Raw genomic sequence first — 26,249 nt, 5'->3', positions numbered from 1 at the left:
ATGGTATTAAAATTGAACTTGAAGGCCTAATGTATATTTTCTAGGGATTGGGTATCCATTTCCATTATACTCGCCATATCCGTTTACAGCCTCCGCATCAGGCAGTTTTTTAGATTGCTGGAACATATGAACATTGTCAACTACCGCAAATATTTTAAGCTGGCTCAATCCCAATCTTTTTAAAGTCCTGGCATTCAGGTCGTAGCCGACATTGATGCTTCTTATCCTCAAATAACCACCCTTTTCTAAGAAAAAAGTTTGTGCCCCTGTATAATAATAGTGGTAACTACCCAAATCGTATTTAGCGTATTCAGCATTGTCGCCTGGATTTCTCCAGATATTAAGTCTGTCTAAATCAGGGGTGGAGAAATTTGCGAAATTTGATACAGCATCAATAGACGTTGAATTAGCAAAACGATCTGAATCAAATAAGTTCAGTACATCTCTTTTAAATGTAAATGTTGCAAAAATGCTCAACGAGAAATTTTTGTAGCTGAAATTATTGGTCCATCCACCTGTAAAACGCGGATTGGGATCGCCGACTGGCATTTTATCAGGATTAATTCCATCATTGAAAACATCAATAACACCATCTCCGTCAAGGTCAGCCAGATAAAATTCACCGGCTGCATAGGTACCACTCGTATTCTTGTACAATTCTCCCGTGAAAGGATTAACAGGGATATCACTTGTTCTCGAAAATACCCCATTTGTTCTATATAAGTAAAATGCGTTTATTGGGCTCCCGACAGAAAGGATATGGGATTTATCAAACCGGTCACCTCTCAATACAATGTCTCTGCCACCGTTAGGCAGGCTCATAATCTGGTTTTTGTTGTAGGATATATTAAATGAGGTATTCCATTTAATCTTTTTACTGATTGGAGTTGCGTTAAAGGTTAATTCCATACCAGAATTGCGCACAGAAAATGCATTGGTAAACGCGTTATCATAACCAGAAGTAACTGGCAAGTCTACATTAAACAATTTATCCTTTACCTCTTTATTGTACACATCAAACGAAAGTGCGTATTTTCCATTTTGGAATTCAAGATCAGTACCGATATTCCATTGCGTTGATTTTTCCCAGCTTAAATCTTTTTGTGCCACACCGTTAATAAAATTTGGAGTTATCGCTGTAACGCCGTTATATGAAGTTGCACCGGGGAGTCCATATTGAACACCATTAACAGCACCATTACCTTCAAACCCACCATTATTAACCAGGTATTTATTATACTGTACGTATGAATTCCTTAAATCTTCATTGCCGGTAGCACCGTAACTACCCCTGATTTTCACTAGTGTAAATGGATTATTAGTGATGTTTTTCATAAAATTTTCTTCGGATAATATCCAGCCTACCGATACCGAAGGGAAAACACCATATTTGTTGTTCTCGCCGAAACCAGATGAACCATCAGTCCTGAGTGTTCCGGATAACAAATATTTACTATCGTAATCATAGTTAAAACGACCATAATAGGCAATTAAACCATGTGCCCGATACTGCGACAAAGCAAAAATATTGGCTTGCTGAAATCCCGTTACCACTTGTATGTTATCAGAAGCACCACCAAATCCGGCAGCCTGTGTATTCTGATATTTATTGTATTCTATATCCTGCCCTACCACAGCACTAAAAGAATGCTTTCCAAGCGTACCATTGTAGTTTAGGTAATTAGAAGTTCTTAAACCAATACCACTGGAAGAAAAACTAGTCGCGCTGTTTCCAAAATTATTATTGAGCAGGCTACTTCTGCTGGCATCTCTCCTGGTATTGTCTGAAGTATATGAGGACTGCGAGTTTAGCGTAAAATGTTTATTAAACTCATAAGATAAATTCAAGTTGATGCCAAACTGATTACTGATGTTTTTATCGAGGTTCTCGCTGTTAGGACTTACAAAAAAATCTAGTTTCTCGGGTGACAAATTGATCAGTGACGAGGGCAGATTGCCAGCGCCAATTTTGGTTGGTTTGTTCGGATCATCTGGATCTTCATTTCCTCTCGCCCGATCAGCGCTTGAGTAGTAAAATTGTGGATTAATCATCAGCTTTTTATTCAAAGCCCTTGACGTTAAATTAATCCTCGAACTATACCTTTTAAATCCTGTTCCCTTTATAATTCCCTGCTCATTATAATAACCACCACTAAAACGGTAGGTCATTCCGTTGTCCGATCCACCGGTTATACTCAAGTTATTATCATTAATCTTACCCACCTGATAAAATAAATCCTGCCAATCTGTATTTCCGTTAAAAGCCGGATTTAAACTATCGGTAAGCAAATAGGGCAACTGTCTTCTTTGGTCGTAAGTAAGCTGACGCTGCAAAACTTCCATTTTTTGTCTGCGTTCTGTAGCGCCTATCGTTGCTTCCCTCAGATCTGGCCTTTGCACAAAACCCACATAACTACTTAAGGAAACCCTGGTTTCTCCGCTAACACCTTTTTTGGTTGTAATCAGAATTACACCATTTGCCGCTCTTGATCCATAAATAGCTGCAGCTGATGCATCTTTCAACACATCGATTGATTCAATGTCGTTCGGATTAATCCCTGCAAGATAGTTTGTACCAGTTCCTGTACCAGGTGGCACAAAGTCATCTGAAGATTGTGGCACCCCATCAACCACGTATAATGGCGTTCTTACGGTATTAAACTGATCGTAGCTCGTACTCGCTGTTGAGTTACCACGTACCGAAACAGTTGGTGACACCCCAGGCTGGCCGGTAAAATTTTGAACATTTACGCCCGAAAGTCTGCCCTGTAACAATTGGTCAAAACTTGCAGCAGGTAAATTAGCCAGCTCTTTTCCGGAAATACTGGAAATAGAGGCCGTTGATTTTTTTCTGGTAATTTTTTGATAACCAATCAGTACCACCTCATCAAGCATCTTATTGTCGTCTTGTAAAGAAAAGTTCAGTATGGCATTTGCCGTAACAGGTTTCTCTACCGTTAAGAAGCCCACAATCCTTGCCACAAGTATTGCTTTACTATTTTGTACAGTTAATACGAACTTTCCATCTCCATTTGTGGAAGTACCATTTTTTGTTCCCTTTTCCAATATAGATACCCCAGGAATGGGTTTATCGTTCTGATCTAAAACGGTTCCCTTTATTATTTGCTGGGCAAATGCCAGCCAGGGAATTAATAAATAAAAAAATGTTGCAGATAGAAATTTCAGATAGAAATGTCTTGTAAAAGTTTTTTCCATTGACGGTTAGTTAGTTATGTTTGATTTTTAATAAAAGTAATGGTATTATACCAGCGTCTTTTATTCCTTTTTACCCAACAAACACCATATTTTAACTAAAACCAATCATTAGCCTCATGCGCTAACTAAAAATATTACTCATCACCTAAAGAAACCCGTTTATAGCTCCTTATTCCGCATGATGATGTAGCTTCAAAGCCGTTTACCCATAAAACTGATGGCCTAAACATTATCATTTGAATGACTTAAACTTTGTATCAAACAGTGTTGAACATCCTCCTATTTATTTTTATTGAGCAGATTATTTCTACAGCATCCTAAAACTGTTAAAATCTGACAGTTATCATTAACATCACTTAACAAGATTTAACAATCACTGCTGATATTAAAACACAATATTTGTGCTATTGTAGCGCTTCCTAACCCGTCGCCGTTTAACCTTACACTACATTTATTAATCAAAATTTAAAAACCAATGAAAATGTTTACCCTTAAAAAACTGAGTTACTATTCCTTCTTAACCCTTATCATTTCAATGGGATTTATTTCCTGTAAAAAAACCGAAACTGTTGATCCAAACTTATCGAATTTAAGAGTAACTAACATTTCGCCTACACTGGGCACCTATAATGTATACCTGAATGAAACGCTACTGAATACCGCTGCATTACCATTTGCCGGATCAACCTCTTACACTACCAGAACCTCTGGCAACTATACCTTAAAATTTACAACGGCCACTTCAACTGAAGGTATACTCACTAAAGCCCTTAATTTAACCGCCAGTACTAATCAATCTTTTTACCTGATCAACAAACCTGCTGCATTAGAAGTGTTAGCCTTAACGGATGATTTAACTATATCCTCAACAGACAAGGCATACATTCGCTTCATCAATCTTGCTCCGGATGCTTCCGCTATGGATTTGGTAAAAACAGGCAGCACAAATAGCTATGCAACAGGCAAACCTTATAAAAGTGCCAGTGGTTTTATCGCTGTCGACCCCGGAACATTTACCCTGGATTTAAAAGAAACCAGTTCCGGAACGGTTAAAGCTGTTTCTGAAAACAGCTCCTTTGCCGCAGGATATCACTATGATGTTATTGCCGGAGGTTTGGTTTCGCCTGCCAATGATACAGAAAGACCACTTAGCTTGAGGGTAATCCAAATTAAATAAACTTTTTACCGTTGTTGGTTTTTTGGGTTTCAATCCTGTTATAACCCTGAAACCAACTTTTATCGGCTTCAGGGTTCATCATTTCCGAGTGATGAAATGTTAATCTCAGCTGAAAACAGCTTTTAAAATCTCGTTACCGGCAATTTAAAAGGCAAACATCTTTTTGAACGCTATTCTTATTTAGAATTATTACAAATTATTTGGATTATAATTATTTCTACCGTTATTTTGCAGCTGTTTAGAATTAATCCAAATAAATAAGCATGCTTAAACTTAGACTCTTCAATTTAATACTTCTACTTTTATCTTTTACTTCAGCAACTTTCGCTCAGCAAACATCAACCATCAGTGGAAAAGTAACCACTTCAGATGGTAAGCCTGCCCCTTATATTTCTGTTGGCCTTAAAGGAAAAGGGATCGGGAATACCACAGCCGAAGATGGTTCCTTTACTTTAGACCGTATTAAACCCGGCACTTACATCATTCGCACTTCAGGTGTGGGCTTAAGTTCTGAGGAAAAAAACATTACTGTAACTTCAGGTCAGCCACTCACCATAAATTTTGTACTGCGAGAAAATGCTGACCAGCTTAAAGAGGTGAACATTAGCAGTAATAAACGGAATAAATTTGCTACAAAACCAAGCAATTACGTGGCTAAGCTGCCTTTAAAAAACCTGGAAAACCCTCAGGTATATGTCACCATCAGTAAGGAATTAATGGAAGAACAAATCGCTACAGATTTTAACGCTGCCTTAAAAAATTCTCCCGGAATCGATAAACTATGGACCTCAACCGGCAGAGCTGGCGATGGTGCAGCTTATTATAACCTTCGTGGTTTTGTTACGCAGGTATCTATGATTGATGGTATTGCCGGACAAACCAACGGAGATCTTGACCCATCCAATATTGAAACGGTTGAAGTGATAAAGGGGCCAGCCGGCGCTTTATATGGCGGTGCACTCACCAGCTTTGGAGGCTTGATTAACGTAGTGACCAAAAAGCCGTTGGATACCACCGGTGGCGCTGTTTCCTATTATACCGGTAGCTTTGGTTTAAACAGGTTAACCGCCGACGTTTACAGCCCGGTGAATAAGGCTAAAAACCTACTGTTTAGGATGAACGCAGCATATAACAAGCAAAATAGCTGGCAGGATGCAGGTTTTAATAAATCAACTTTTTTTTCTCCGGCTTTAGAGTACAGGGTTAATGATAAATTAAAATTAAATTTAGCTGCCGATTTCTATAGCTACGAAGGCACCAACCCTTTAATGGTTTTCTTAAACAGAAGCAGACCATTGATTGCCCGCACCCCGGATGAATTAAACTTTGACTTTGGAAAATCTTATACCAGTAACGATTTAACTGTTAAAACACCTACTAACAATGTTCGCGGCCAGGTAACCTATAAAATTTCTGATGAGTGGGTCGCTCAAACAAACTTCTCTCAGAACACCCGTAAATCTGACGGATTTTATCAGTACATCATGTATCTGGGTGCTACTGATAACGTGCTTTCCAGGTATATAAACATCCAGAATTCAACCAGTAACGGGGCTAATATTCAACAAAATTTTATAGGAGATTTTAAAATCGGGGGTATCAGAAACCGGGTAGTTATCGGGTTGGATTATTTATCTCAAAAAACAAACAACAGCAATTCTCCATATGTATTGTTTGATTTAGTCAATAGTGTAGGTACACCCGCAAACTATGCCAGCATTACCCGCAGTGCTGTAGAAGCTAAAATTGCCGCAGCCTCAGGCCCGGCAAAATCATCTACTTTAAGTAAAGTATATAGTGCCTATGTATCAGATGTGGTAAACATCACTGATGAGTTGGGTGCAATGCTGAGTTTAAGGGTTGATCGGTTTGACAATAAAGGATCTTATGATATCTCGACTGGCATAACCACAGGTAAATATTTACAAACAGCGTTGTCGCCTAAGTTTGGTTTAACATATAATATTGTAAAAGATCAGGTAGCATTATTTGCCAATTACATGAATGGTTTTAAAAACCTGGCACCTGTTATTCAGCCATTGGCAGATATTAATGGCACGTTTAAACCTCAGCAAGCCAATCAGATTGAAGGTGGTGTTAAGGCTGATCTATTTCATAACAAGCTCAATATTACAGCCAGTTATTTCGACATCAAAGTGGATAACATTATCAGGGCTGAATCCATTAACAGAGGTGGAACCAATTATAACATCAGTGTTCAGGACGGAACGCAAAGAAATAAAGGTATTGAAATCAGCTTAAATGCCAATCCGGTAGCGGGCCTGAATGTAGTTGCCGGCTATAGCCATATCGACAGTAAGCTCACTAAAGCCGCTCCATCTGTAGAAGGCAGAAGACCTGTTGATGCGGGACCGGAAAACATGATTAACGGTTGGATCAGCTATACCCTTAGTAAAGGAAGCTTAACAGGGTTGGGTCTTGGTTTTGGTGGCAATTACAACAGCGCAAATATAATTACCAATAATGCCGTTACAGGGATTTTCACGCTGCCGTCATATACCGTTTTAAATACCACTGTTTTTTATAACAGGAATAAGTATCGACTCGGACTTAAGTTAGACAACATCACAGATAAGAGATATTATAAAGGCTGGACAACAATCGAACCTCAAATGCCTAGAAATCTGGTAGCAAACATCACTTACAAATTCTAATTTTTAATTCAATGAGATTATTAACACTAACAGCAGTGATGCTGATGATCAGTCTGATTACTGCTGCACAACAAGTGGCCACTATTAAAGGAAAAGTAAGCACTTCAAATGGTCGCCCTGCTCCCTTTATTACCATAGGTTTGAAGGATAAGGGTCAGGGTACCACTTCAGATGATGCCGGTAATTATACCATTCATCGCGTAAAACCAGGAACATATACCATTGTGGCCTCCGCCGTAGGCATTAAAGCATCAGAACAAACCATCACAATCACTGCCGGAGAAGATAAAGTGGTTAACTTTACACTGGTAGAAACTGATCAGGCCCTGGAAGAGATAACCATTGCCGGTAAAAATAACAGGTACAAAATAGGATTACCTTCCGCCTCCCTGCGTTTGAATGAACCTCTTTTAGAAGCGCCTCAAAATATACAAACCGTTAGTGATCAGGTGATCAAAGACCAGCAAATCATTAGCATGAGCGATGGTTTAATCAGAAATGTGAGTGGTGCTACCCGAATAGAGCATTGGGGTGATATGTACACCAACATTACCATGCGCGGATCCCAGATACAGGCAATGAGAAATGGTTTCAATGTCGTGTCATCATTCTGGGGACCCCTGACAGAAGACATGAGCTTTGTTGATCATATTGAATTTGTAAAAGGTCCGGCAGGTTTTATGCTTGGAAATGGTGATCCAAGTGGCATGTATAATGTAGTGACCAAAAAGCCAACAGGTTTTAACCGTGGGGAGGTTTCCTTTACCTTGGGGAGTTATGACCTGTACCGCACTGCAATTGATTTCGACCGCAAGTTAACGAATGATGGAAAACTATTGTTCAGGCTAAATGGTGCGGTACAAAATAAAGGATCTTTCAGGCCTTATGAGCAAAATGATCGCTATAGCATTGCTCCGGTATTAAGTTATCAGATTACAAACCGCACTAAATTAACCGCCGAATATACCTTTCAAAATGCAAAAATGACTGAGGTCGGATCATATTATATTTTCTCGCCGGATGGATATGCCACGCATCCACAGGAGCTTACCATGACGCAGCCTGGAGTTCCGCCAACACGTATCAAAGACCAGAGTATATTTTTAAACCTGCAGCACAATTTTGACGATAACTGGAAATTAACCGCACAGGCCGCCTATTTTAAGTATAACCAGGTAGGTTATAGTTCGTGGCCATCTGCCGTGAATGCCAATAGTACAGTCATTAGAAATGTGGCCATTTGGGATGCCGAAAGCAGCATGAAACTGGCTCAATTATTTATCAATGGAAAGGTGAAAACCGGTGGCATTAACCACCGCATTTTAGCAGGCTTTGACGGTGGAAAGAAAAATTATATGGCAGACTGGGGTCAATCGCATAATTTAGATTTACCAACTGCTCCATTTGATTTAAATAATCCAAACTATGGTTTCCCTTTAAATGGGTATCCGGTTTTTGATCGCACAACACCCTTAACACAAAGAGCCATCAACGCTGGCGGGTTAATGGATTCAAAATATTTAAGTGCCTACGCACAGGACGAACTTGGTTTCTTCAACAATAAAGTACGTTTAACATTAGCTGGCCGCTATACTTATGTGAATCAATCAGCCTGGGGCGGCGAAGCTTATTCAGCCAAAAAAGTTACACCACGAGTTGGTTTAAGTGTATCCATCGATAAAAATACGGCAGTTTATGCCGTTTATGATGAAGCCTTTACGCCGCAAAGTGGCTTAATCCGCAACGGTGGTAAGGTTGAACCCATTACCGGCACCAATAATGAAATTGGTATAAAGAAAGATTGGTTTGATGGGAAATGGAATACAACGCTATCAGTATATAGAATTCGTAAACAAAATGAACTGACTGCTGATCCTGCAAATGGTGTAATTAATAACCCAGCAGATCCGGCTAATCCGATAAGAGAGAACTTTAGTGTTGTTTTAGGCGAGAAGAGATCCCAGGGTATCGAGTTCGACTTAAGGGGTAAAATCACGGATGGTTTAACTTTAATTGCCAACTACGCCTACACAGATTCTAAAGTAACCGAAGTTACACCTGGTGTTACCGGTATTAATGTGGGCGATGTTGTTCCGGGTTTTGCTAAACATGTATCAAATGGATGGTTAACATATACCTTGCAAGATGGGGCATTAAAGGGTTCCGGAATTTCAGCGGGCTTTACCTATCTGGCCGGCCGCGCAACAGATACCTGGAGTGTGGGTTTACAAAAATTACCCAATTACTTTAAGTTAGATGGCGGATTGTTTTACGAACGCTCGAAATTTAGAATCACCGGAAATGTATTTAACATTCTGGATAAATATTTATACAGTGGTTCTTATTACCAATTTTTAAATGCTTACTACTACCAGGCAGAAGCACCAAGAAATTACAGAGTAAGTGTAGCCTATAAATTCTAATAAATCTGCGAGCAGAAATTGGTCAGATAGTTTCTGCTTGCTTTTACCTAAAACCGAAATACAATGAAAACGAAATTATCACTATTGTTTTTTTTCTTCACCTTCAGCCTTTCTCAGGCATTTTCACACGCTTTATGGATTGAAACTGCATCAACAGGGAAGAAAGGTCAAGCTCAGGAAGTAAAAATCTTTTTTGGAGAATACGAAGCCAATGAACCAGACTCTACCGCAAAATGGTTCAGCAATTTAAAGGATTTTAAACTGATGTTAATTGCACCAAACGGAACAACAAAAGTATTGACGGCTTCGCCAGATTTACATTTCTACAAAGCCAGTTTTACCCCGGATCAAAGCGGAACCTATAAATTAGCTGTGGTACACGAAGTGGCAGATATTTATGAAAAAGGCAAATTAATGTACTATGCATTTGCCGATGTTGCTATAGGTGGCAAGAAACTAAATAATGGTTTTCCGGCTAATGCAGCATTAACCATCAGGCCAGATCAACCTGTTCTAAAAGTTGGCGAATCATCTACTAATCAGCTTATTTACGACAAAAAGCCTTTTGCGAAACAAAAAATAACACTGGTTAATCCGGAAAGAAAAGTTATTCCGACAGAGACTGATGCTGACGGAAAATTCATCTTTAAGCCGGAAGCAAAAGGAAATTATTTCATTGAAGCATTTACTGAAGATAAAACTGCCGGAAAGCTGAATGGAAAAGATTATGAAAAAGTTTGGCACCTGGTTACTTATACTACCCAGATTAATTAAAAACCAACGCAACATTTACAACCCATTAGCAGCATAAAACCTGCAGTGGGTTAATTTATTACAATATTGATGGCACCAACCAAACCAGTCCAAAAAAAACCAGCAAAATCCCGGATTCGAAAAATCAGCGATTGGCTACACTTGTGGCTTGGAATTGCTTCGGGTTTGGTCGTTTTTCACCTGGGTATTACCGGATGCATTTTTGCTTTTCAAAAAGAAATCACCGAATGGATTCATCGGAAAGAAATTTTTGTTGATGTGCCTGCTAACAGGCAAACTGTTCCGCTTAGTGTTTTAAAACAAACAGCAGAGAAAGCTTTAGGTGGCAACAAACAAATTTCCTTTATTTCTACTTACCAGGAAGCAGATCGTGCCTGGGAATTTGGCACTTTTAAAGCAGGAGACCCCAAAGCTTTCTGGTATTTTGATTCAATAGACTATTACGATCTGGTACTGGTTAATCCTTATACCGGAAAGGTAACAATGGTTGCCGATCACAAATATGAATTCTTTGCCATCGTTAAAATGCTCCATTGGAGTTTTCTAATGAATCATCCCATTGGTCAGCAGATTATTGGTTGGGCTACCTTCATCTTTGTATTTCTTCTGATTTCCGGAATGGTGATGTGGTGGCCCAAAAACCTTAAAAAATCTAATTTTGATAAAAGTTTCAAAATCAAATGGCGTGCAAAGTTTAAAAGGGTAAATTATGATTTACATAACGTACTGGGTTTTTATGTGATGATCATTTGCCTGATGCTGGCGTTTACCGGCATGGTTTGGGCTTTTAAATGGTTCCAAACCACGGTATATGTGGTTGCTTCCAGAAGCATTACCCCTCCGGTACAGGCTGATGTGAAGTCGGATGCTACAAAAAAAATCACAGCAAATCCATTCGATATCGCTTTTGAAAAAGCAAAACAGACGTTTAAAGACTTTGACCGGATCGGTATGTCGCCTGCAGTGCCAGGCGGAACCAACACCATTTATGCCACCGGATATCATGGTACTGAAACGTATTGGAATTTTGATGTTTTACAGTTTGATCAGTATACAGGAAAATTGTTGCATCGCAAAAACCAACGTGATAAAAATGCCGGCGAAGCACTCATCGGAATGAATTACGATATCCACGTGGGTGCAATATTGGGCTTGCCTGGAAAAATCATGGCCTTTTTTGCCAGCTTCATTGCCGCAAGTTTACCCATTACAGGTTTCATCATCTGGTGGGGGAAAAAGAAAAAAAAGAAAAATCCCGCCCTGGCGGATCAGTAAACCTTAACCTTTATAAAATGAAAAATCTAAATTTCTTAGCCGTATTGATTGTACTCATAACAGCTAATGTCCAGGCTCAGGATAAATTTGAGCAAGATAGAAAAGCCATTAAATCACTAGCAGGTTTCTATAAGGTAAATTTCAATTATGCAGAAATTACTGCCCCAAACACGGAATATCAGTTTAGCAAGCCTTACCGGAGCCATGGAAATGAATGGGCAGAAATCATTGTTGATGAGCCTAAACGCATCGTGATTCAACATATGTTAGCCATTAATGATTCTACGGTAATTAAACACTGGCGCCAGGACTGGACCTATGAGGATACTGATATTATGCTTTATACACAGGATAATTCCTGGAAGAAAACAACCTTAACGCCTGCTCAGGTAAAAGGGAAATGGACGCAAAAGGTTTACCAGGTAGATGATAGTCCACGTTACCAGGGTTATGGAACCTGGAGCCATGTTGGCGGTCATGATGCCTGGCAAAGCGAAACAGATTCGCCACTTCCAAGAAGGGAATCAACCGTTCGGAATGACTATAATGTTTTAAATCGTGGCAGCAGAATTTATATTACAAAAGAGGGCTGGATGTTTGAGCAAGACAATAAAAAAGTTTTGCGTACGCCGAAAGGTGACCAGTTGCTGGCTATAGAAAAAGGATATGAAGAATTTACTAAAATCGATCCAAAGAAATTTGAATATGCCCAGAAATGGTGGGATAACCAAAAAACATATTGGGCTGATGTTCGTGAGGTATGGACAGATTTAACTAAAACCTCGCCAGCTGATTTCAAAGTTAAAACCAAAGTAAATGACAAATTATTATATGAAGTACTATTTGCATTAGGTGATCAATCCATTACAGATAAATGGACTTCAGTTCAAAATAAAGAAAAGATAAAAGTGGCACTGCAACCCTATTTAGCAAAGTAGCATGGCTAAAACCATATTTACAAAAGCCATTCGATTTCAAAATTGAATGGCTTTTTGCATGGATTTTGTTTAGCATTTAAAAAGCATATTTAACGAATTTATCATTTAACAACAATTTCCGCTTAGCTTTACACTTCATCCTTTTTTATGAAAAAGATCTTCACGCTGTTTTTAATGCTGTCCAACATCGCCTGCTTCGCACAGGATTCTCTTTACGTGCGTAAGATGGTTAACACCTTAGCATCTGCGTCCTTCTGGGGGCGTGGCTATACCAAAGATGGCATGAAGAAAACTGCAGATTTCTTATCAGCAGCATATAAAAACATAGGCTTGGTACCTATGGGAACAGACTTTAAGCAGGAATTCGCTTATCCCGTAAATACTTTTCCTGGTAAAATGTTTGTAGCCATTAACGGTAAAAAGCTTATGCCTGGCAGAGACTTTATCGTTAACAATGAAAGTGCCGGCGTCAAACAAAAAGGAAGTTTGGAAAAAGTTGACAGCTTAAATTTCATCGCACATCCAAACCTGCGTATTCAATTAAAAGATAAGTTAACCTGGTCTGTAGCCACAACTGTTGCGCAGGAAACAACCATCGAGATCAATCGTAAAAATTTCAAAGAAATACCAAAGGAGATCAGTGTTGATATAGAAAACAAATTTATTGAAAACTTCAGGGCATCCAATATTTGCGGATGGATTAAAGGAACCAAACAACCCGATTCCATGTTGATCATCACGGCACATTATGATCACCTTGGTGGAATGGGTGCTGATACCTATTTTCCAGGAGCCAATGATAATGCTGCAGGTGTGGCTACTTTACTAAGCCTAGCAAAATATTACAAAGCACATCCACAGCCCTACTCCATAGGGTTTATCTGTTTTGCAGGTGAAGAAGCCGGTTTGCTTGGTTCGCGCTACTTCGTTGAAAACCCACCAATTCCCTTAAGCAAAATTAAGTTTCTGATTAACCTGGATTTAGTTGGAACAGGAGAAAGCGGAATGACTGTCGTAAATGCAAGTGTTTATCCTAAAGCATTTTCTTGGTTAAATGAAATTAATCAGGAGCAAAAATTAATCAGCAAAATTAATTCAAGAGGAAAAGCGGCAAACAGCGATCATTACTTTTTCACTGAAAAAGGTGTTCCGGCCTTCTTCATTTACACACAGGGTGGTCCTTCGGCTTATCATGATATTTTCGACAGAGCTGAAACCTTACCCTTAACTGAATACCATGATTTATTTAAGCTGATTGTTGGGTTCAATCAAAGGATTATGGAATAAGAAAATGCGCAGGTTCAACTTCGTATATCCATTAAAATAAGTCAGCCTAAAGATTTTTCTAAACTGAAAATCAGTATATAAAAGGAGAATATCATACACAACGCATCTGTAACTTTTTTGCGCCATTTCAAATCTGTTCGGGATTAATCTTATGTTTAACTAAATTTATAGTTGTTTTGTTGATTGTATTCATTTTTAACATGTAAAGCAAAAATGCTGGTTTTGGATGTCCGTCACATTTTATAAGACCTTCATCACATTTTTTAAAGTGGCATCAATACCATACATAACTTCAGACTTCCTAATCAGCTATTACATGAAGATATTCCTACTTTCAGCAATTTTATGTTTTACATTTCTTAACCTGGCTGCTCAAAAAAACGGCAGTATAACAGGTATATTGGCAGATAGCGCCAACCACAATAGCACCTTAAATTATGCTACAGTTTCTGTGTATAAGGCCGGAGACAGCATTTTAACGACGTATAAACTTTCTGACGATCATGGCGTATTTAAAATTAATGGCTTGGCAACGGGATTAAAATACCGACTGATCATAACAGCCTGGCAATATGGAATTTACAGAAAGAATGTAGAACTTACCGCAGATAAACCCATTTTAGATTTGGGCACACTTTATCTCTCCACAAAATCTAACGATCTCAATGAAGTGATCATTACGGCAGAAAGGCCTCCTGTGATTGTCCGGAAGGATACGATTGAATTTAATGCAGCATCATTTAAAACACTTCCATCGGCTGTAGTGGAAGATTTGTTAAAAAAATTGCCTGGTGTACAAATCGCTGCTGATGGTTCCATCATGGTGAATGGTAAAACGGTTAGTAAAATCCTGGTGGATGGAAAGGAATTTTTTGGTGGAGACCAGCAAATTGCCACCAAGAATTTGCCTGCCAATATGATAGACAAAGTTCAGGTGGTTGATGATAAACAGGCAAAAAGACGTAATCCTGATTTAACGGCTGCTGAAATTCCGCAGGTAATTAACCTGAAACTAAAAAAAGCCATTAAAAAAGGTGCATTTGGAAAATTATATGCAGGTGCTGGCACTAAAAACCTGTATCAGGCTGGTGGCTTAATGAACTTTTTCAGAGATACTACACAGGTAAGTGTATTGGCCTACGGAAACAATATCAATCAACCTGGTTTTAATCCGAATGATGTGCAAAGAATTGGCGGTTTCAACCGAAGTGGTGTAAATTCCATGATGATGAGCTCTGGTGGATATTTCGAATTTAACGGAATTAGCTTTGGCGGAAGTTACAGCGGAATTCAAACCTCATCAGGAGGAGGTTTCAACTTCAATACATTAACCAAGAAAGGAATAAAGATAAATACACAGTATTTCTTCGGCAGAAATGATAATCTGCTGGAAAGATTAACCAATACCAATCAAACCCTTGGAGAGGATAGGTTAGTCACCAATGCAAATGAAAATACCAGTTCACTAACATTGAAACATAATATTGCCGGGAAAATTGATTGGCAGATAGACTCACTAACCCAGTTAACCATTGAGCCCTTTCTGGTATTGAACTCCAATAATTCCGTAAGTACAAATTATTCAACCAATACCAATGCCGCGGGGCAGTTGCTCAATACCCTTCAAAACTTAAATAACATCAATTCAGCTAATAATAAGTATCAGCTGTTGGCCGATCTGAGTAAAGATTTTAAGAAAGCCGGAAGATCATTTAATATCGGATTTGACATATCAACTAAACCCAATCCTGGCTTAAACTATAATCAAAGCAGCAATACCACCTTTCTAACGCCTTCTACAACTGAAATAGATCAATTAAGAAATAATCAAATTGAAAATTTCAGAACGTATATCTATACGAATTACAGCGAACCCATTAATAAAAAACTTAACTTCAAGATTGATTTAAGCGGCAATATCATCAATAATGAGAATGCCCTCAGCACTTTTTATAAAAACCAGGCCAATCAGTTGTATGATATTGTCATTCCGAATCTAAGCCAGACGGTTGAACAAACAGGCTTTAAAACAAACATGAATGTGAGCTTGAATTATAAAATCACCAAAGATTTTAACTTGCAGCCGGGAGTGGTACACAATTATATTTCACTTAACAACCGTTTTAGCAATGCAAACAACCTTAACCAGCGCTATCATTTCATTTGGCCAACATTTCAGTTAAAGTATAAAATATTCCGAATCAATTATTCGGCGCAGTTTACAGAACCAAATGTAAGCTATTTACAGCCCGTAGCCGATAATACAAATGCCTTGTATATCCGCAATGGTAATCCAAATTTATTACCTGCCCGAACACAAAATGTAAGTTTAAATATGTATAAATATGATCCGCAAAACCTGATCAATTATAATTTATACGGTTATGGAAACTTTACTAAAAACGGAATTGTAACCACCGTAAACATCAGCAACGGTGTACAAACGGTAACCCCGATTAATGCAAGCGGAATATACAGCTTTAATGGTGGAGCCAATGGTGCTAAAGATTTCAAATTCAACAAAACAAGCTTAAAGCTAGGGCTAGGTTTCTGGGCGAACTTCAATCACCTGCCAGTTATTGTAAATAATATCAGGAGTAATGCCAATGTATTTTATGTAGGGCCAAATGGAAGCATTCGCCTTAATCTGAATGATGTGGTAGAAATCAACCAATCGTATGCTATTAATTTAAACCGCAGTCGCTACCAGGATAATTTCTACACAAATTTAAGCTACAATACACAAAACAGCACTTCTGAATTGATAATCAGATACCCTAAAAAAGTTGTTTTTGAAACCAATTTTGCACTGACTGCAAACACGCAGCAAATTGTAGGCTATAACAATAACATTAAACTTTGGAATGCAGCCATAACCTATCTTTTTATGAAGAATGACAAACTTCAGCTGAAACTGGCAGTGAATGATATTTTACAAAGTAACGTGCGCCGTTCTATTGAAATTACAGGAAACAGTGTGTTGGATTATCAAACGAATAATCTGGGCAGATACGGCATGTTAACCCTAACGTATAACATCCAGAACTTTGGGCAGAAAGTTGGTGGCAGGCAAACGATGTTTAGTTTTTAAATTGTCAGATCGTCCTTGCCGAGGCACGAAGCAATCTCATTTGCGAATAAGATTGCTTCATGCCTCGTATTGACAGATTTATGCTAATGTTAATTTCACCAGGTACTGGTCTTCACCATCATCAAAAATCATTTCGCAATTCCAGCCGGTATCCGCAGCAATTGCTTTGATGCTTTCTTCGTCAATATAAACCCAATTGAACCAATCACCTTTTTTGCCTTGATATTCGTATTGATAGGAAACTTCACCATAATACTGGTTTTGAGGCTTTAACTGGTCCTCATACAAATACGAAATATCAGACGAATCGAAAATCACTTGTCCGCCGGGGTTAAGCAAATCTTTTATTTTGATCAGAAATTCTTTAAAGCCAGAAAGTGTTCCGGTTAGGCCAATACCATTCATCAGCATTAAAATGGTATCAAACTTTTCCTGGTAAGTAAAAACATCCTGAAGTAAGGCTTTTTTTACGCCACGATCTTTCATAATATCAACCGCAGCTGCTGATACATCAATAGCCGTTACATCAATATTAAAGGCTTGTAAAAGTAAAGCATGACTTCCTACGCCTGCACCAATATCTAAAACTTTTCCAGTACACATATGCAATGCCTGTAACTCCAAAACCGGCATTTCTTCATCGTCACGAAAGAAAAATTCGAGAGGCATTTCTTCCGGTTCGCCGTAAGAATTGTGTAACCAAAGTGTATCGGCTTCGCCGGTTTTATAAATATCAGTAAGTGCCTCACCAAAAACATCCATATTACAAAGATAGCGAGGAATGGCGAAATAGTAAAGAATAAGGAACAAAGAGCAAGGAACAAAGAAAAATTTAATTTATGAAATCTACCTTAAGTTAGCCGATAGATGAAAAACGCCTATCGAATAAAATCTTTAAACATGCAATCAAACATCTCTATGTACCATGTCCGAAGGTCATTCATCAACTAAATCTCAAACTCCTGATGATATTCGGGAATGGCAACATGCTTAAATCCATGATCCTTTAAACGTGTAGCAAAGTGTTGCTGCACTTCATATTCTCCATGAACCAGAAACAATTGTTTTACCAGTGCAGGATCCTGACAGGAAAGAAATTTTAATAAATCTTCATAATCACCGTGCGCACTCATCGATTTGATGGATTGAATTTCTGCTTTTACATCATACTCATCCCTGAAAATTTCTACCACTTTTTTACCTGCAATTAATTGTCCACCCAGTGAATTGGGTTCGCAGTAGCCTACCATTAAAATGGTGTTTTTTTGGTTTCCTATATTGTTTCTGATGTGATGCTTTACTCGTCCGGCATCAGCCATACCTGAAGCAGAAATAATCACGCAAGGTCTTGGGTCTTCATTTAAGGCTTTAGATTCCGCTACACTTTCAATAAACCGCAATCCTTTGAAACCAAAAATATCATGATCTACTCTTAAAATCTCTTTTACCCCATTATTATACACTTCGGGATGGTTCCTTAAAATTTCAGTTGCTTTTGACGATAATGGGCTATCTACATAATAAGGAACATCTGGTAATTTGCCTTTTAATTCCAAACCATTCAATGCGTAAAGCAATTCCTGCGTTCTTCCTACGGCGAAAGCAGGAATAATGACTTTCCCTTTTTTAACCTCGCAGGTGTTCTGGATAATGTCCAGGAGCATATTTTCAATTGGATCGAGGTCTTTATGCAAAGAATCGCCATAAGTAGATTCCATTAAAATATAGTCTGCCTGATCAAAATGCTGTGGACTTTTTAACAACAAATCGCCATAACGACCTACATCACCAGAAAAAGTTAGACGTGTAGATTTATCATTCTCTTGGATGGTTAAATGAACAGCAGCACTTCCTAAGATATGGCCGGCGTCAGTCAATCGAAGGTGAATGTTTTCATCAATTTCAAAATCCTCTTCGTAGTCTACAATCCTCATCAGGCTTAATGTTTTTGCAACATCTTCATCTGTATAAAGTGCTTCTTCCATTTCTTCCCCTTCCCGGCGATGGCGATTAGAAAATTCAGCATCCTGCATTTGAATCTTCGCAGAATCCATCATTAAAATACGCCCTAAATCCATGGTAGCAGCCGTACAGAAAATTTTTCCATTAAAGCCATCTGCTACCAGTTTAGGCAATAAACCACAATGGTCTATATGTGCATGAGATAGAATTACATAGGTAACTGCTTTAACATCGAAACCAAAAAAGTCATTTAACTTTTCGGTCACATGGCCCATTCCCTGAAACAGGCCACAATCTAATAGTATTTGGGTATTATTATCTAATGTAATAAGGTGCTTACTACCTGTAACTGTACGGGCAGCACCATGAAAAGCAATCTTCATTAAGGTATGGTTAGAAATACAAAAAGAAAATGCCGGAATATCCGGCATTTCAATATTAAGCTTTTACCTCTGCTATTTTATCTTTCACCTTATCAGCCACATCTGATGCTCGATCAGCTAAACCAGCCAATTTATCTTTTGAGGAGTCTAACAGATCAGCAAAAAAGTCTGATAATTTACCTTTAAGATCATTTGAAGAATCTGAAGATAATGCCAATGCAATTGTTGCGCCTAATGCTGCTCCTGCTAACACGCCTACTATGATTTTCGTCTCTTTTTTCATGGTTTTAGTTATTTATCTAGTTAAACATATTTTAGTATAAGGTGTTTTATTTTTTTTATCTTACAAAAACCAATCCACAATGAAGCAAATATTTTTTATCGATCTGGATAATACCATATACTTTACAAAACCCAATGAAAAGCAGTTGATGGGTGGCTTATATCAATTTTTAGATGAACAGCATCTGGGCATCACAGCTGAACAATACCAGGCGGCAAAAAGTGAAATGCTGCGCACACCTTTTTTAAAAGTTGCCGAAAAATATGGCTTCAGAAAAGAAGCGATGGAAAACATTATCGATTATTTAAATTCGAGATCAGTAACGGAACCCTTAAAACCTTCGGATGATTATCATTTTATCAAAGCATTAAAAGGAAGAAAATTTATTGTCACAGCTGGCTTTTACAAGCAGCAGACTTCTAAAGTTAAAATGCTGGGAATTGCAGCTGATTTTGAAGAAATTTGTGTGGTTGATGTTTCAATTTCCAATAAAAAAGAGGCTTTTCAGAAACTGATTGATCAGCATCAGTTCAAAACAGATGACATTCTGATCATTGGTGATGATGCGACATCTGAGATTAAATTCGGGCTGGAACTGGGGATAGAGACTTTCCTGCTAGATCCTGAAAACCGTTATCCGAATGCTGAAACAACCCACAAAGGGACTACCCTGAGCAGCTTAAAATCCGCAGCCGGACAATAACATAAAAAGGTCCCGATTTTCACCGGGACCTGTAAAATTTATCCTCTGCCTCCTCTGGATGGTCTTCCTGCTTCACCACCTCCTCTTTGTGGTGGTGGAGCAGATTCTGTTCTTCTTTGCTCTTGTCTTTGTTGCATTTGTTGCGAACGTTGTTGTTCCATCTGCTGGTTACGTTGTTGCTGCATTTGCTCGTTACGCTGAGCCCTTTGTTGTTCCAACTGCTGTGAACGTTGCTGTTCTACCTGCTGGTTACGTTGTTGCTGCATTTGCTCGTTACGCTGGGCCCTTTGTTGCTCCATCTGTTGTGAACGTTGCTGTTCTGCCTGCTGGTTACGTTGTTGTTGCATCTGTTCATTACGCTGGGCCCTTTGTTGCTCCATCTGCTGTGAACGTTGCTGTTCTACCTGCTGGTTACGTTGTTGTTGCATCTGTTCATTACGCTGGGCCCTTTGTTGCTCCATCTGTTGTGAACGTTGCTGTTGCTCAAGCTGACCGCGTTGTTGCTGAACCTGAATATCACGTTGCGCACGTTGCTGATCTATACTCATCCGATCTTGTTGCGCACGTTGCTGGCGCATTTGATCCACTTGTTGCTGACCCTGACCTCTGCTTATATTTTCGGGTGTATTTCTTTGATCAAAGCCATTGGTATTTCCACGCCCGATTCTGCCATTGGTATTTTTATCATAAGCTTCACCTCTATTAGGTTGATTTATGGTATTCCCCGGGCCAGCATCATTACCACGATTTGGTCTTCCATTGCGATTATCAGTAACCCCAACACGGTTATTTCCATTCTGGTTATTAACTGTTCCTCCACGCGGATCGCGGTTAGCTAAGCCATCGTTCCTTCCGCCGCGGCCAATTCCGGCATTACCCTGTTCAAATCTTCTCGGTGCCGCATTGCGGTTGTCTACCGCATTACGCTCTGGTCTTGGCCTGTAAATCGACACTTCCCTGCCCCCAATTCTACTGGCTCCTGGTCTGCTACTCTGATCAAAACGATAAACGGTTACGTCACGATTAGTGGCACGTCTGATATCTTCTACCCTCGGGCCGCCATAATAACTTCTTCTGTTATACACGTAAGTATTATTGATGATCGTAGTGTTTCGGATATACACGTTATTTCTGCCATAATCATATCTTGGAAAAGTATTAATATAGATGTTGCGTTGCGGAATAAAATTCCAGCAAAATTCTGGCACTGAATACCTACGGCCAAAGCTTAAATTAATATTAATGCTTGGTGCCATTGGTGCCCAACCATAATAACCATCCCCACTTCTCCAGTCTACCCATGCCGGTCCCCAATTGGTATCTGGTAACCAAATCCACTGGCGATAGCTATTAATTACCCAACGGCCGTAGTGGAAAGGCGCCCAGCCCCAATCATAATTGGAAACCCAGGTATTGCCATACTCTGTCATGGCCCAGCGTCCATTGGTATAATAAGGTCGAAATTCATTCTGATCTACATCCGGCCGCCAAACATAACCATATTGCGGATCCTGAATCCAGGTTCCATAAGGCGTCAGTTCGTCGTAAAAGGTTTGCAAAGAAACGTTACCAGTGCTATAACCATCATTCTGGTAATCATTTTGATAGTCCTGTGCCCTGACTAAGGTGGTGGTTCCGGCGAGGAGCGTGAAAAGCCCCAGCACAATTGCCGATTTTTTCAGTGTTTTCATTTGTGTGTTTATTTAATAACCTAATTTGTGTGTATCAATTAGAGCACCAAAAATGCCCAGGGTTTAATATGCATGCATAGTTTCATGCAATTAATAGGAATACGCCTGTTTAAGCTGTATTTAACTCTTATTTAACGTTTTAAGCGCGACATAATTGTGCTAAAAAGCAGTCGTTGTGAAATAAAATTTGCTACACCTTTACTTATAAAAAAGATTATACCGTAGTGACCGTAAACTTTAGAACTTAAATCCTATTTATTGTAAGTATTTTTGTACCATGCAAAACGGCACCTTATATCTTATTCCTGTTCCTCTGGCAGAAGAGGCAGCACATAAAACTTTTACACCCTATCTGGTAGAGACCATTAACCAGATTGATACCTATATTGTAGAAAATAGCAAAACAGCCCGCCGGTTCTTAAAGGAAGCTGGTTTGAAAACACCCCAGAAAGATTTAATCGTTCATGATTATGGAAAACATAACCGTACCGATTTGGGTCAGTTTTTTGTAGAGCTTGCTGCAGGTAAAGATGTGGGTTTAATGAGTGAAGCAGGTTGCCCCGGCATTGCAGATCCGGGAGCAGACATTGTAGCTGAAGCACATAAACGTGGAATTAAAGTAGTGCCTTTGGTTGGCCCCAGTTCTATATTACTGGCTTTAATGGCTTCTGGTTTTAATGGACAGAGCTTTGCTTTCTGGGGATATTTACCTATTGATAAGGAACAGCGTACCAAGCGCATCAAAGATCTGGATTTATCTGCCAGCCGTTATAAACAAACACAGATTTTTATTGAAACACCTTTTCGCAATAACCAGTTATTTGAAGAAGTGCTTAAAAGCTGCAAACCAAACACGCAGGTTTGTGTGGCAAGCAATTTAACTTCTGAAGATGAATACATCAAAACTCAAAGCGTTTACAACTGGCGCAAGGAGGAAATTGACCTTCATAAAAAACCGACCATATTCTTGTTGTATTAAATCATTAATGGTCTGTGTCACACAGACCATTTTTATTTCATTAAAGTTAATATAGACTGTAAACCAAAGCATTCATGTATAATCGATTTATACACTTTGCAACCATAAATGACCACAAAGATTAAGCGACTTAAACTGGATTGAAGATAACATTCGCAAAAAAGCAAGAGCAACTATAAATGCGATCAGTTGCTAATCAAAAAAGATAAGTATACTAAAAATTTTCCCACATTTTTCGGTGGAAAACTTAATTCCAAAAATCCTTGAATCCCGTAAATCCTGTTTAGCTTTGCTCCTTTAATATTGAGATCAATATATGTTAGCCCATCATAAAATAATTGCTGCAGAATTAAACATTGCAGAAAAACAGGTAACCGCCACCATTAACTTACTGGATGAAGGTGCAACAGTGCCTTTTATTTCACGATACCGTAAAGAATTAACCGGAAGCCTGGATGAGGTTGAAGTAGCAGCTGTTCGCGATAGGGCCTTGCAACTGCGGGACCTGGACAAACGTCGTGAAGCGATTTTAAAATCAATGACCGAGCTCGGGAAGTTAACACCTGAACTTGAAAAAAAAATCAACGAAGCAGCAACCATTTCACTTTTAGAAGACATTTATCTGCCTTTCAAACCTAAACGTAAAACCCGTGCTTCAGTAGCCAGGGAAAAAGGTCTGGAACCTTTGGCCTTACAAATTCTTGATCAGAAAAAATTTGATCTGAATGCAGAAGCCAACAAATTTATTGATGCGGAAAAGGGTGTGAATACGCTTGATGAAGCATTGGCCGGAGCCAGAGATATTATCGCTGAAATCATTTCTGAAAATGTGGATACCAGGACTAAAATGCGTAGCTATTTCCAGGAGAAATCTGTTTTCAAAACGGAAGTGATAAAAGGAAAGGAAGAAGAAGGCATTAAGTATAAAGATTATTTTAACTGGACTGAACCTGCTAAAACAGCTGCTTCTCACCGGGTTTTAGCCATGCGGCGTGGTGAAAAAGAATTAATTTTAAGATTAGATGCTTTGCCACCTGCTGAAGATGCCATAGCAATCCTTGAAAATCAGTTCATTACCAGCCAGAATGTCGCTTCACAGCAAGTACGGCAGGCATTGGAAGATGGTTACAAACGCCTGCTTGAGCCGGCCATGGAAACCGAACTTCGGGTGCTAACCAAACAAAAAGCCGATGAAGAAGCCATTAAAGTTTTTGCGGAAAATGCCCGCCAACTCCTGCTGGCAGCCCCAATGGGACAAAAAAATGTATTGGCCATTGACCCTGGGTTTCGTACCGGCTGTAAGGTGGTGTGTCTGGATAAACAAGGTCAGCTTTTAGAAAATACAGCTATTTATCCGCATACCGGACAAGGTAATGTAAAAAATGCCGAAGCCACGATAAAACAGCTTTGCGAAAAATACCATATTGAAGCCATTGCCATTGGAAACGGAACCGCAGGCAGGGAAACGGAATCATTTATTCGCGGTTTAAACCTTCCAAAAGTGACCATTGTAATGGTAAATGAGAGCGGTGCGTCCATTTATTCTGCATCGGAAGTAGCCAGAGCAGAATTCCCTACCCAGGATATTACGGTGCGGGGTGCAGTTTCCATTGGTCGCCGTTTGATGGATCCATTGGCTGAACTGGTCAAAATTGATCCAAAATCGATTGGTGTAGGCCAGTACCAGCATGATGTAGATCAGAGTAAGTTACAGGCCAGCTTAGATGATACCGTAATCAGTGCCGTAAATGCGGTTGGTGTGGAATTAAATACAGCATCTAAACAAATCCTGGCTTATGTTTCCGGCCTCGGACCAACATTAGCGCAGAATATTGTAGATTATAGAAACGCAAATGGTGCTTTTAAGAACCGGGCAAGTTTGAAAAAAGTTCCTCGTTTGGGCGATAAAGCTTATGAACAGGCAGCAGGGTTTCTCCGTATCCGCAATGCCGAAAATGTTTTGGATACCAGTGGCGTTCATCCTGAACGTTACAGTGTTGTAGACCAGATGGCGAAGGATTTAGGTACAACTGTTTCGGCTTTAATCAAAGATACGCAATTACAGAAACAGATTAAGCCACAACAATATGTAACGGATGAAATCGGTTTACCTACTTTGAATGATATTTTAAAGGAATTGGCAAAACCGGGCCGTGACCCACGTGAAGCTTTTGAAGCATTCAGCTTTACAGATGGCATCAATGAAATTGCTGACTTAAGGGCAGGCATGAAGCTGCCGGGAATTGTAACCAACATTACTAATTTCGGTGCTTTTGTTGATATTGGTGTCCATCAGGATGGCTTGGTACATACCAGTCAATTGGCGAATCGTTTTGTGGCTAACCCAAATGACATCGTTAAAGTTCATCAAAAAGTAGAAGTAACGGTAGTGGAAGTTGATGCGGCACGTAAACGGATCTCTTTATCGATGAAAACGGAGCTTAGTCCTAAGCCACATGGACTAAAGAGCAAGGAACAAGGAGCAAATAGTAAGGAGCAAGGAGCACGTAACTTTGCTCAAAAACCACAACCGAAAATAAAAGATGCTGATGGTGATTTGCAGGAGAAACTGGCGAAGCTGAAGGGGATGTTTAAATAATAGATCTATAAAAGGAAAACAAAATTAAGCACAAATGCATTAAAAAAGGCTTTCTTGATAAAACAAGAAAGCCTTTTGTGCATAAATTTATTTTAAAATTTAATTATTGAAATACATAAGTTGAAGTAATATCCGTTAAGGTATTTCCACTACCAGATTTCTTATCAACACTCTTACCGTCAACTAAAATCTCACATTCAATTGTACCGCCAGTGTTTGACGTTCCACTGATTAATAAGGCATCAAATTGTTTAACAGTCATATCAAACTTATAAGAATAAGGAAGTACTTGATCACTAAACAATTCTGTTGCTCCTGTTGCATTTCTTCTTACAATGCTATATAAACTTGTAAGGCCAGACGGCGAAGTGATTCTATATTCTACAGATACTTTTCTGGGATAGGTATTTTGATCAGTTGGTGTAGTTTCGTCTTTTTTACAAGAGAACAAAAATGTTGTTACTAAAATTAGGGAAAGGGATAGCAGCAGTTTAAATTTTTTCATAGATTTTTTAGTTTTTAATTTCTTAAAACACCAATCCAAATTAAATGCCAAAAGCTCATTTCAACCCAAAATATACCAGTTTACAGGTAGTTAAAATCATACTTTCCGAACATTTCTTGCCTTTTTTCGAAATCTATCAATTTAACCGCTTAAAAAAGCATACACAAATGTTTTACACATGGCCGATATAAATTCAAGATTGCATTGCAAGTCAAAAACCTTTCTATAAATCTTTTCTATAGAAAAGTTTATTCTCATTAGAATTGAGAATATTTTTACCCAAGAAAT

General features: G+C 38.9%; 17 protein-coding genes. 11 read left to right on the top strand and 6 right to left on the bottom strand.

Going from position 1 to position 26,249, the window contains the following annotated elements; all coding sequences use genetic code 11:
* Positions 1 to 6 precede the first annotated feature (6 nt).
* Positions 7 to 3,216: a SusC/RagA family TonB-linked outer membrane protein gene (locus OQ267_RS03985; RefSeq protein ID WP_265834993.1), complete on the bottom strand. Its 3,210-nt coding sequence runs from the start codon at positions 3,214 to 3,216 to the stop codon at positions 7 to 9.
* A 475-nt stretch (positions 3,217 to 3,691) separates the two neighbouring features.
* On the opposite strand from OQ267_RS03985, the gene OQ267_RS03980 reads away from it, so the two are divergent.
* The 8 genes from OQ267_RS03980 to OQ267_RS03945 all read left to right on the top strand — a co-directional run bounded on the left by OQ267_RS03980 (position 3,692) and on the right by OQ267_RS03945 (position 16,856).
* Positions 3,692 to 4,393: a DUF4397 domain-containing protein gene (locus OQ267_RS03980; RefSeq protein WP_265834992.1), complete on the top strand. Its 702-nt coding sequence runs from the start codon at positions 3,692 to 3,694 to the stop codon at positions 4,391 to 4,393.
* Between the two features lie 263 nt (positions 4,394 to 4,656).
* Positions 4,657 to 7,068 carry a TonB-dependent receptor gene (locus OQ267_RS03975; RefSeq protein WP_265834991.1) on the top strand — a complete coding sequence of 804 codons (2,412 nt, stop codon included), beginning with the start codon at positions 4,657 to 4,659 and terminating at the stop codon, positions 7,066 to 7,068.
* Positions 7,069 to 7,079: 11 nt separating this feature from the next.
* Positions 7,080 to 9,491 (top strand): TonB-dependent receptor, encoded by a 2,412-nt coding sequence (locus OQ267_RS03970; RefSeq protein ID WP_265834990.1) that lies wholly within the window; start codon positions 7,080 to 7,082, stop codon positions 9,489 to 9,491.
* Positions 9,492 to 9,554: 63 nt separating this feature from the next.
* Positions 9,555 to 10,265: a DUF4198 domain-containing protein gene (locus tag OQ267_RS03965; RefSeq protein ID WP_088302530.1), complete on the top strand. Its 711-nt coding sequence runs from the start codon at positions 9,555 to 9,557 to the stop codon at positions 10,263 to 10,265.
* Positions 10,266 to 10,334: 69 nt separating this feature from the next.
* Complete coding sequence (locus OQ267_RS03960) at positions 10,335 to 11,540, top strand: PepSY-associated TM helix domain-containing protein (RefSeq protein ID WP_265834989.1); 1,206 nt, start codon at positions 10,335 to 10,337, stop codon at positions 11,538 to 11,540.
* A gap of 17 nt (positions 11,541 to 11,557) precedes the next feature.
* Positions 11,558 to 12,478, top strand: a complete 921-nt coding sequence (locus OQ267_RS03955; RefSeq protein ID WP_140418702.1) for a DUF6607 family protein — start codon at positions 11,558 to 11,560, stop codon at positions 12,476 to 12,478.
* A gap of 147 nt (positions 12,479 to 12,625) precedes the next feature.
* A complete protein-coding gene (locus tag OQ267_RS03950; protein WP_265834988.1) occupies positions 12,626 to 13,765 on the top strand; it encodes a M28 family metallopeptidase in 1,140 nt (379 codons plus the stop codon).
* A 316-nt stretch (positions 13,766 to 14,081) separates the two neighbouring features.
* Entirely contained in the window at positions 14,082 to 16,856 is a 2,775-nt protein-coding gene (locus tag OQ267_RS03945) for an outer membrane beta-barrel protein (protein ID WP_265834987.1), read from the top strand.
* 78 nt (positions 16,857 to 16,934) lie between these two features.
* Here the strand turns inward: OQ267_RS03945 and OQ267_RS03940 are convergent, their stop codons facing one another.
* The 3 genes from OQ267_RS03940 to OQ267_RS03930 all read right to left on the bottom strand — a co-directional run bounded on the left by OQ267_RS03940 (position 16,935) and on the right by OQ267_RS03930 (position 19,484).
* On the bottom strand, positions 16,935 to 17,666 hold the full coding sequence (locus OQ267_RS03940) for a class I SAM-dependent methyltransferase (RefSeq protein WP_322974749.1): 732 nt from the start codon (positions 17,664 to 17,666) through the stop codon (positions 16,935 to 16,937).
* Positions 17,667 to 17,803: 137 nt separating this feature from the next.
* Entirely contained in the window at positions 17,804 to 19,201 is a 1,398-nt protein-coding gene (locus OQ267_RS03935) for an MBL fold metallo-hydrolase RNA specificity domain-containing protein (RefSeq protein ID WP_265834986.1), read from the bottom strand.
* 55 nt (positions 19,202 to 19,256) lie between these two features.
* Positions 19,257 to 19,484 carry a YtxH domain-containing protein gene (locus OQ267_RS03930; protein WP_088302524.1) on the bottom strand — a complete coding sequence of 76 codons (228 nt, stop codon included), beginning with the start codon at positions 19,482 to 19,484 and terminating at the stop codon, positions 19,257 to 19,259.
* Positions 19,485 to 19,563: 79 nt separating this feature from the next.
* On the opposite strand from OQ267_RS03930, the gene OQ267_RS03925 reads away from it, so the two are divergent.
* Positions 19,564 to 20,187 (top strand): HAD family hydrolase, encoded by a 624-nt coding sequence (locus tag OQ267_RS03925; RefSeq protein ID WP_265834985.1) that lies wholly within the window; start codon positions 19,564 to 19,566, stop codon positions 20,185 to 20,187.
* Between the two features lie 38 nt (positions 20,188 to 20,225).
* Here OQ267_RS03925 and OQ267_RS03920 read toward each other — a convergent pair whose 3' ends face one another.
* Entirely contained in the window at positions 20,226 to 21,878 is a 1,653-nt protein-coding gene (locus OQ267_RS03920; RefSeq protein WP_265834984.1) for a DUF6600 domain-containing protein, read from the bottom strand.
* 277 nt (positions 21,879 to 22,155) lie between these two features.
* Between OQ267_RS03920 and OQ267_RS03915 the strand changes: the two genes are divergently transcribed.
* Positions 22,156 to 22,857 carry an SAM-dependent methyltransferase gene (locus tag OQ267_RS03915; RefSeq protein WP_088302521.1) on the top strand — a complete coding sequence of 234 codons (702 nt, stop codon included), beginning with the start codon at positions 22,156 to 22,158 and terminating at the stop codon, positions 22,855 to 22,857.
* A gap of 316 nt (positions 22,858 to 23,173) precedes the next feature.
* Positions 23,174 to 25,456 carry a Tex family protein gene (locus tag OQ267_RS03910; RefSeq protein ID WP_265834983.1) on the top strand — a complete coding sequence of 761 codons (2,283 nt, stop codon included), beginning with the start codon at positions 23,174 to 23,176 and terminating at the stop codon, positions 25,454 to 25,456.
* Between the two features lie 103 nt (positions 25,457 to 25,559).
* On the opposite strand, the gene OQ267_RS03905 is transcribed toward OQ267_RS03910, so the two are convergent.
* Positions 25,560 to 25,961, bottom strand: a complete 402-nt coding sequence (locus OQ267_RS03905; RefSeq protein WP_265834982.1) for a hypothetical protein — start codon at positions 25,959 to 25,961, stop codon at positions 25,560 to 25,562.
* Positions 25,962 to 26,249 lie beyond the last annotated feature (288 nt).

Origin of the sequence: Pedobacter sp. MR22-3 (assembly GCF_026240075.1) — a bacterium.
In the GTDB taxonomy this organism is placed as follows: Bacteria; Bacteroidota; Bacteroidia; order Sphingobacteriales; family Sphingobacteriaceae; genus Pedobacter.
Note: the sequence above shows the minus strand (reverse complement) of the source record. Positions and strands in the feature narration are given on the sequence as shown.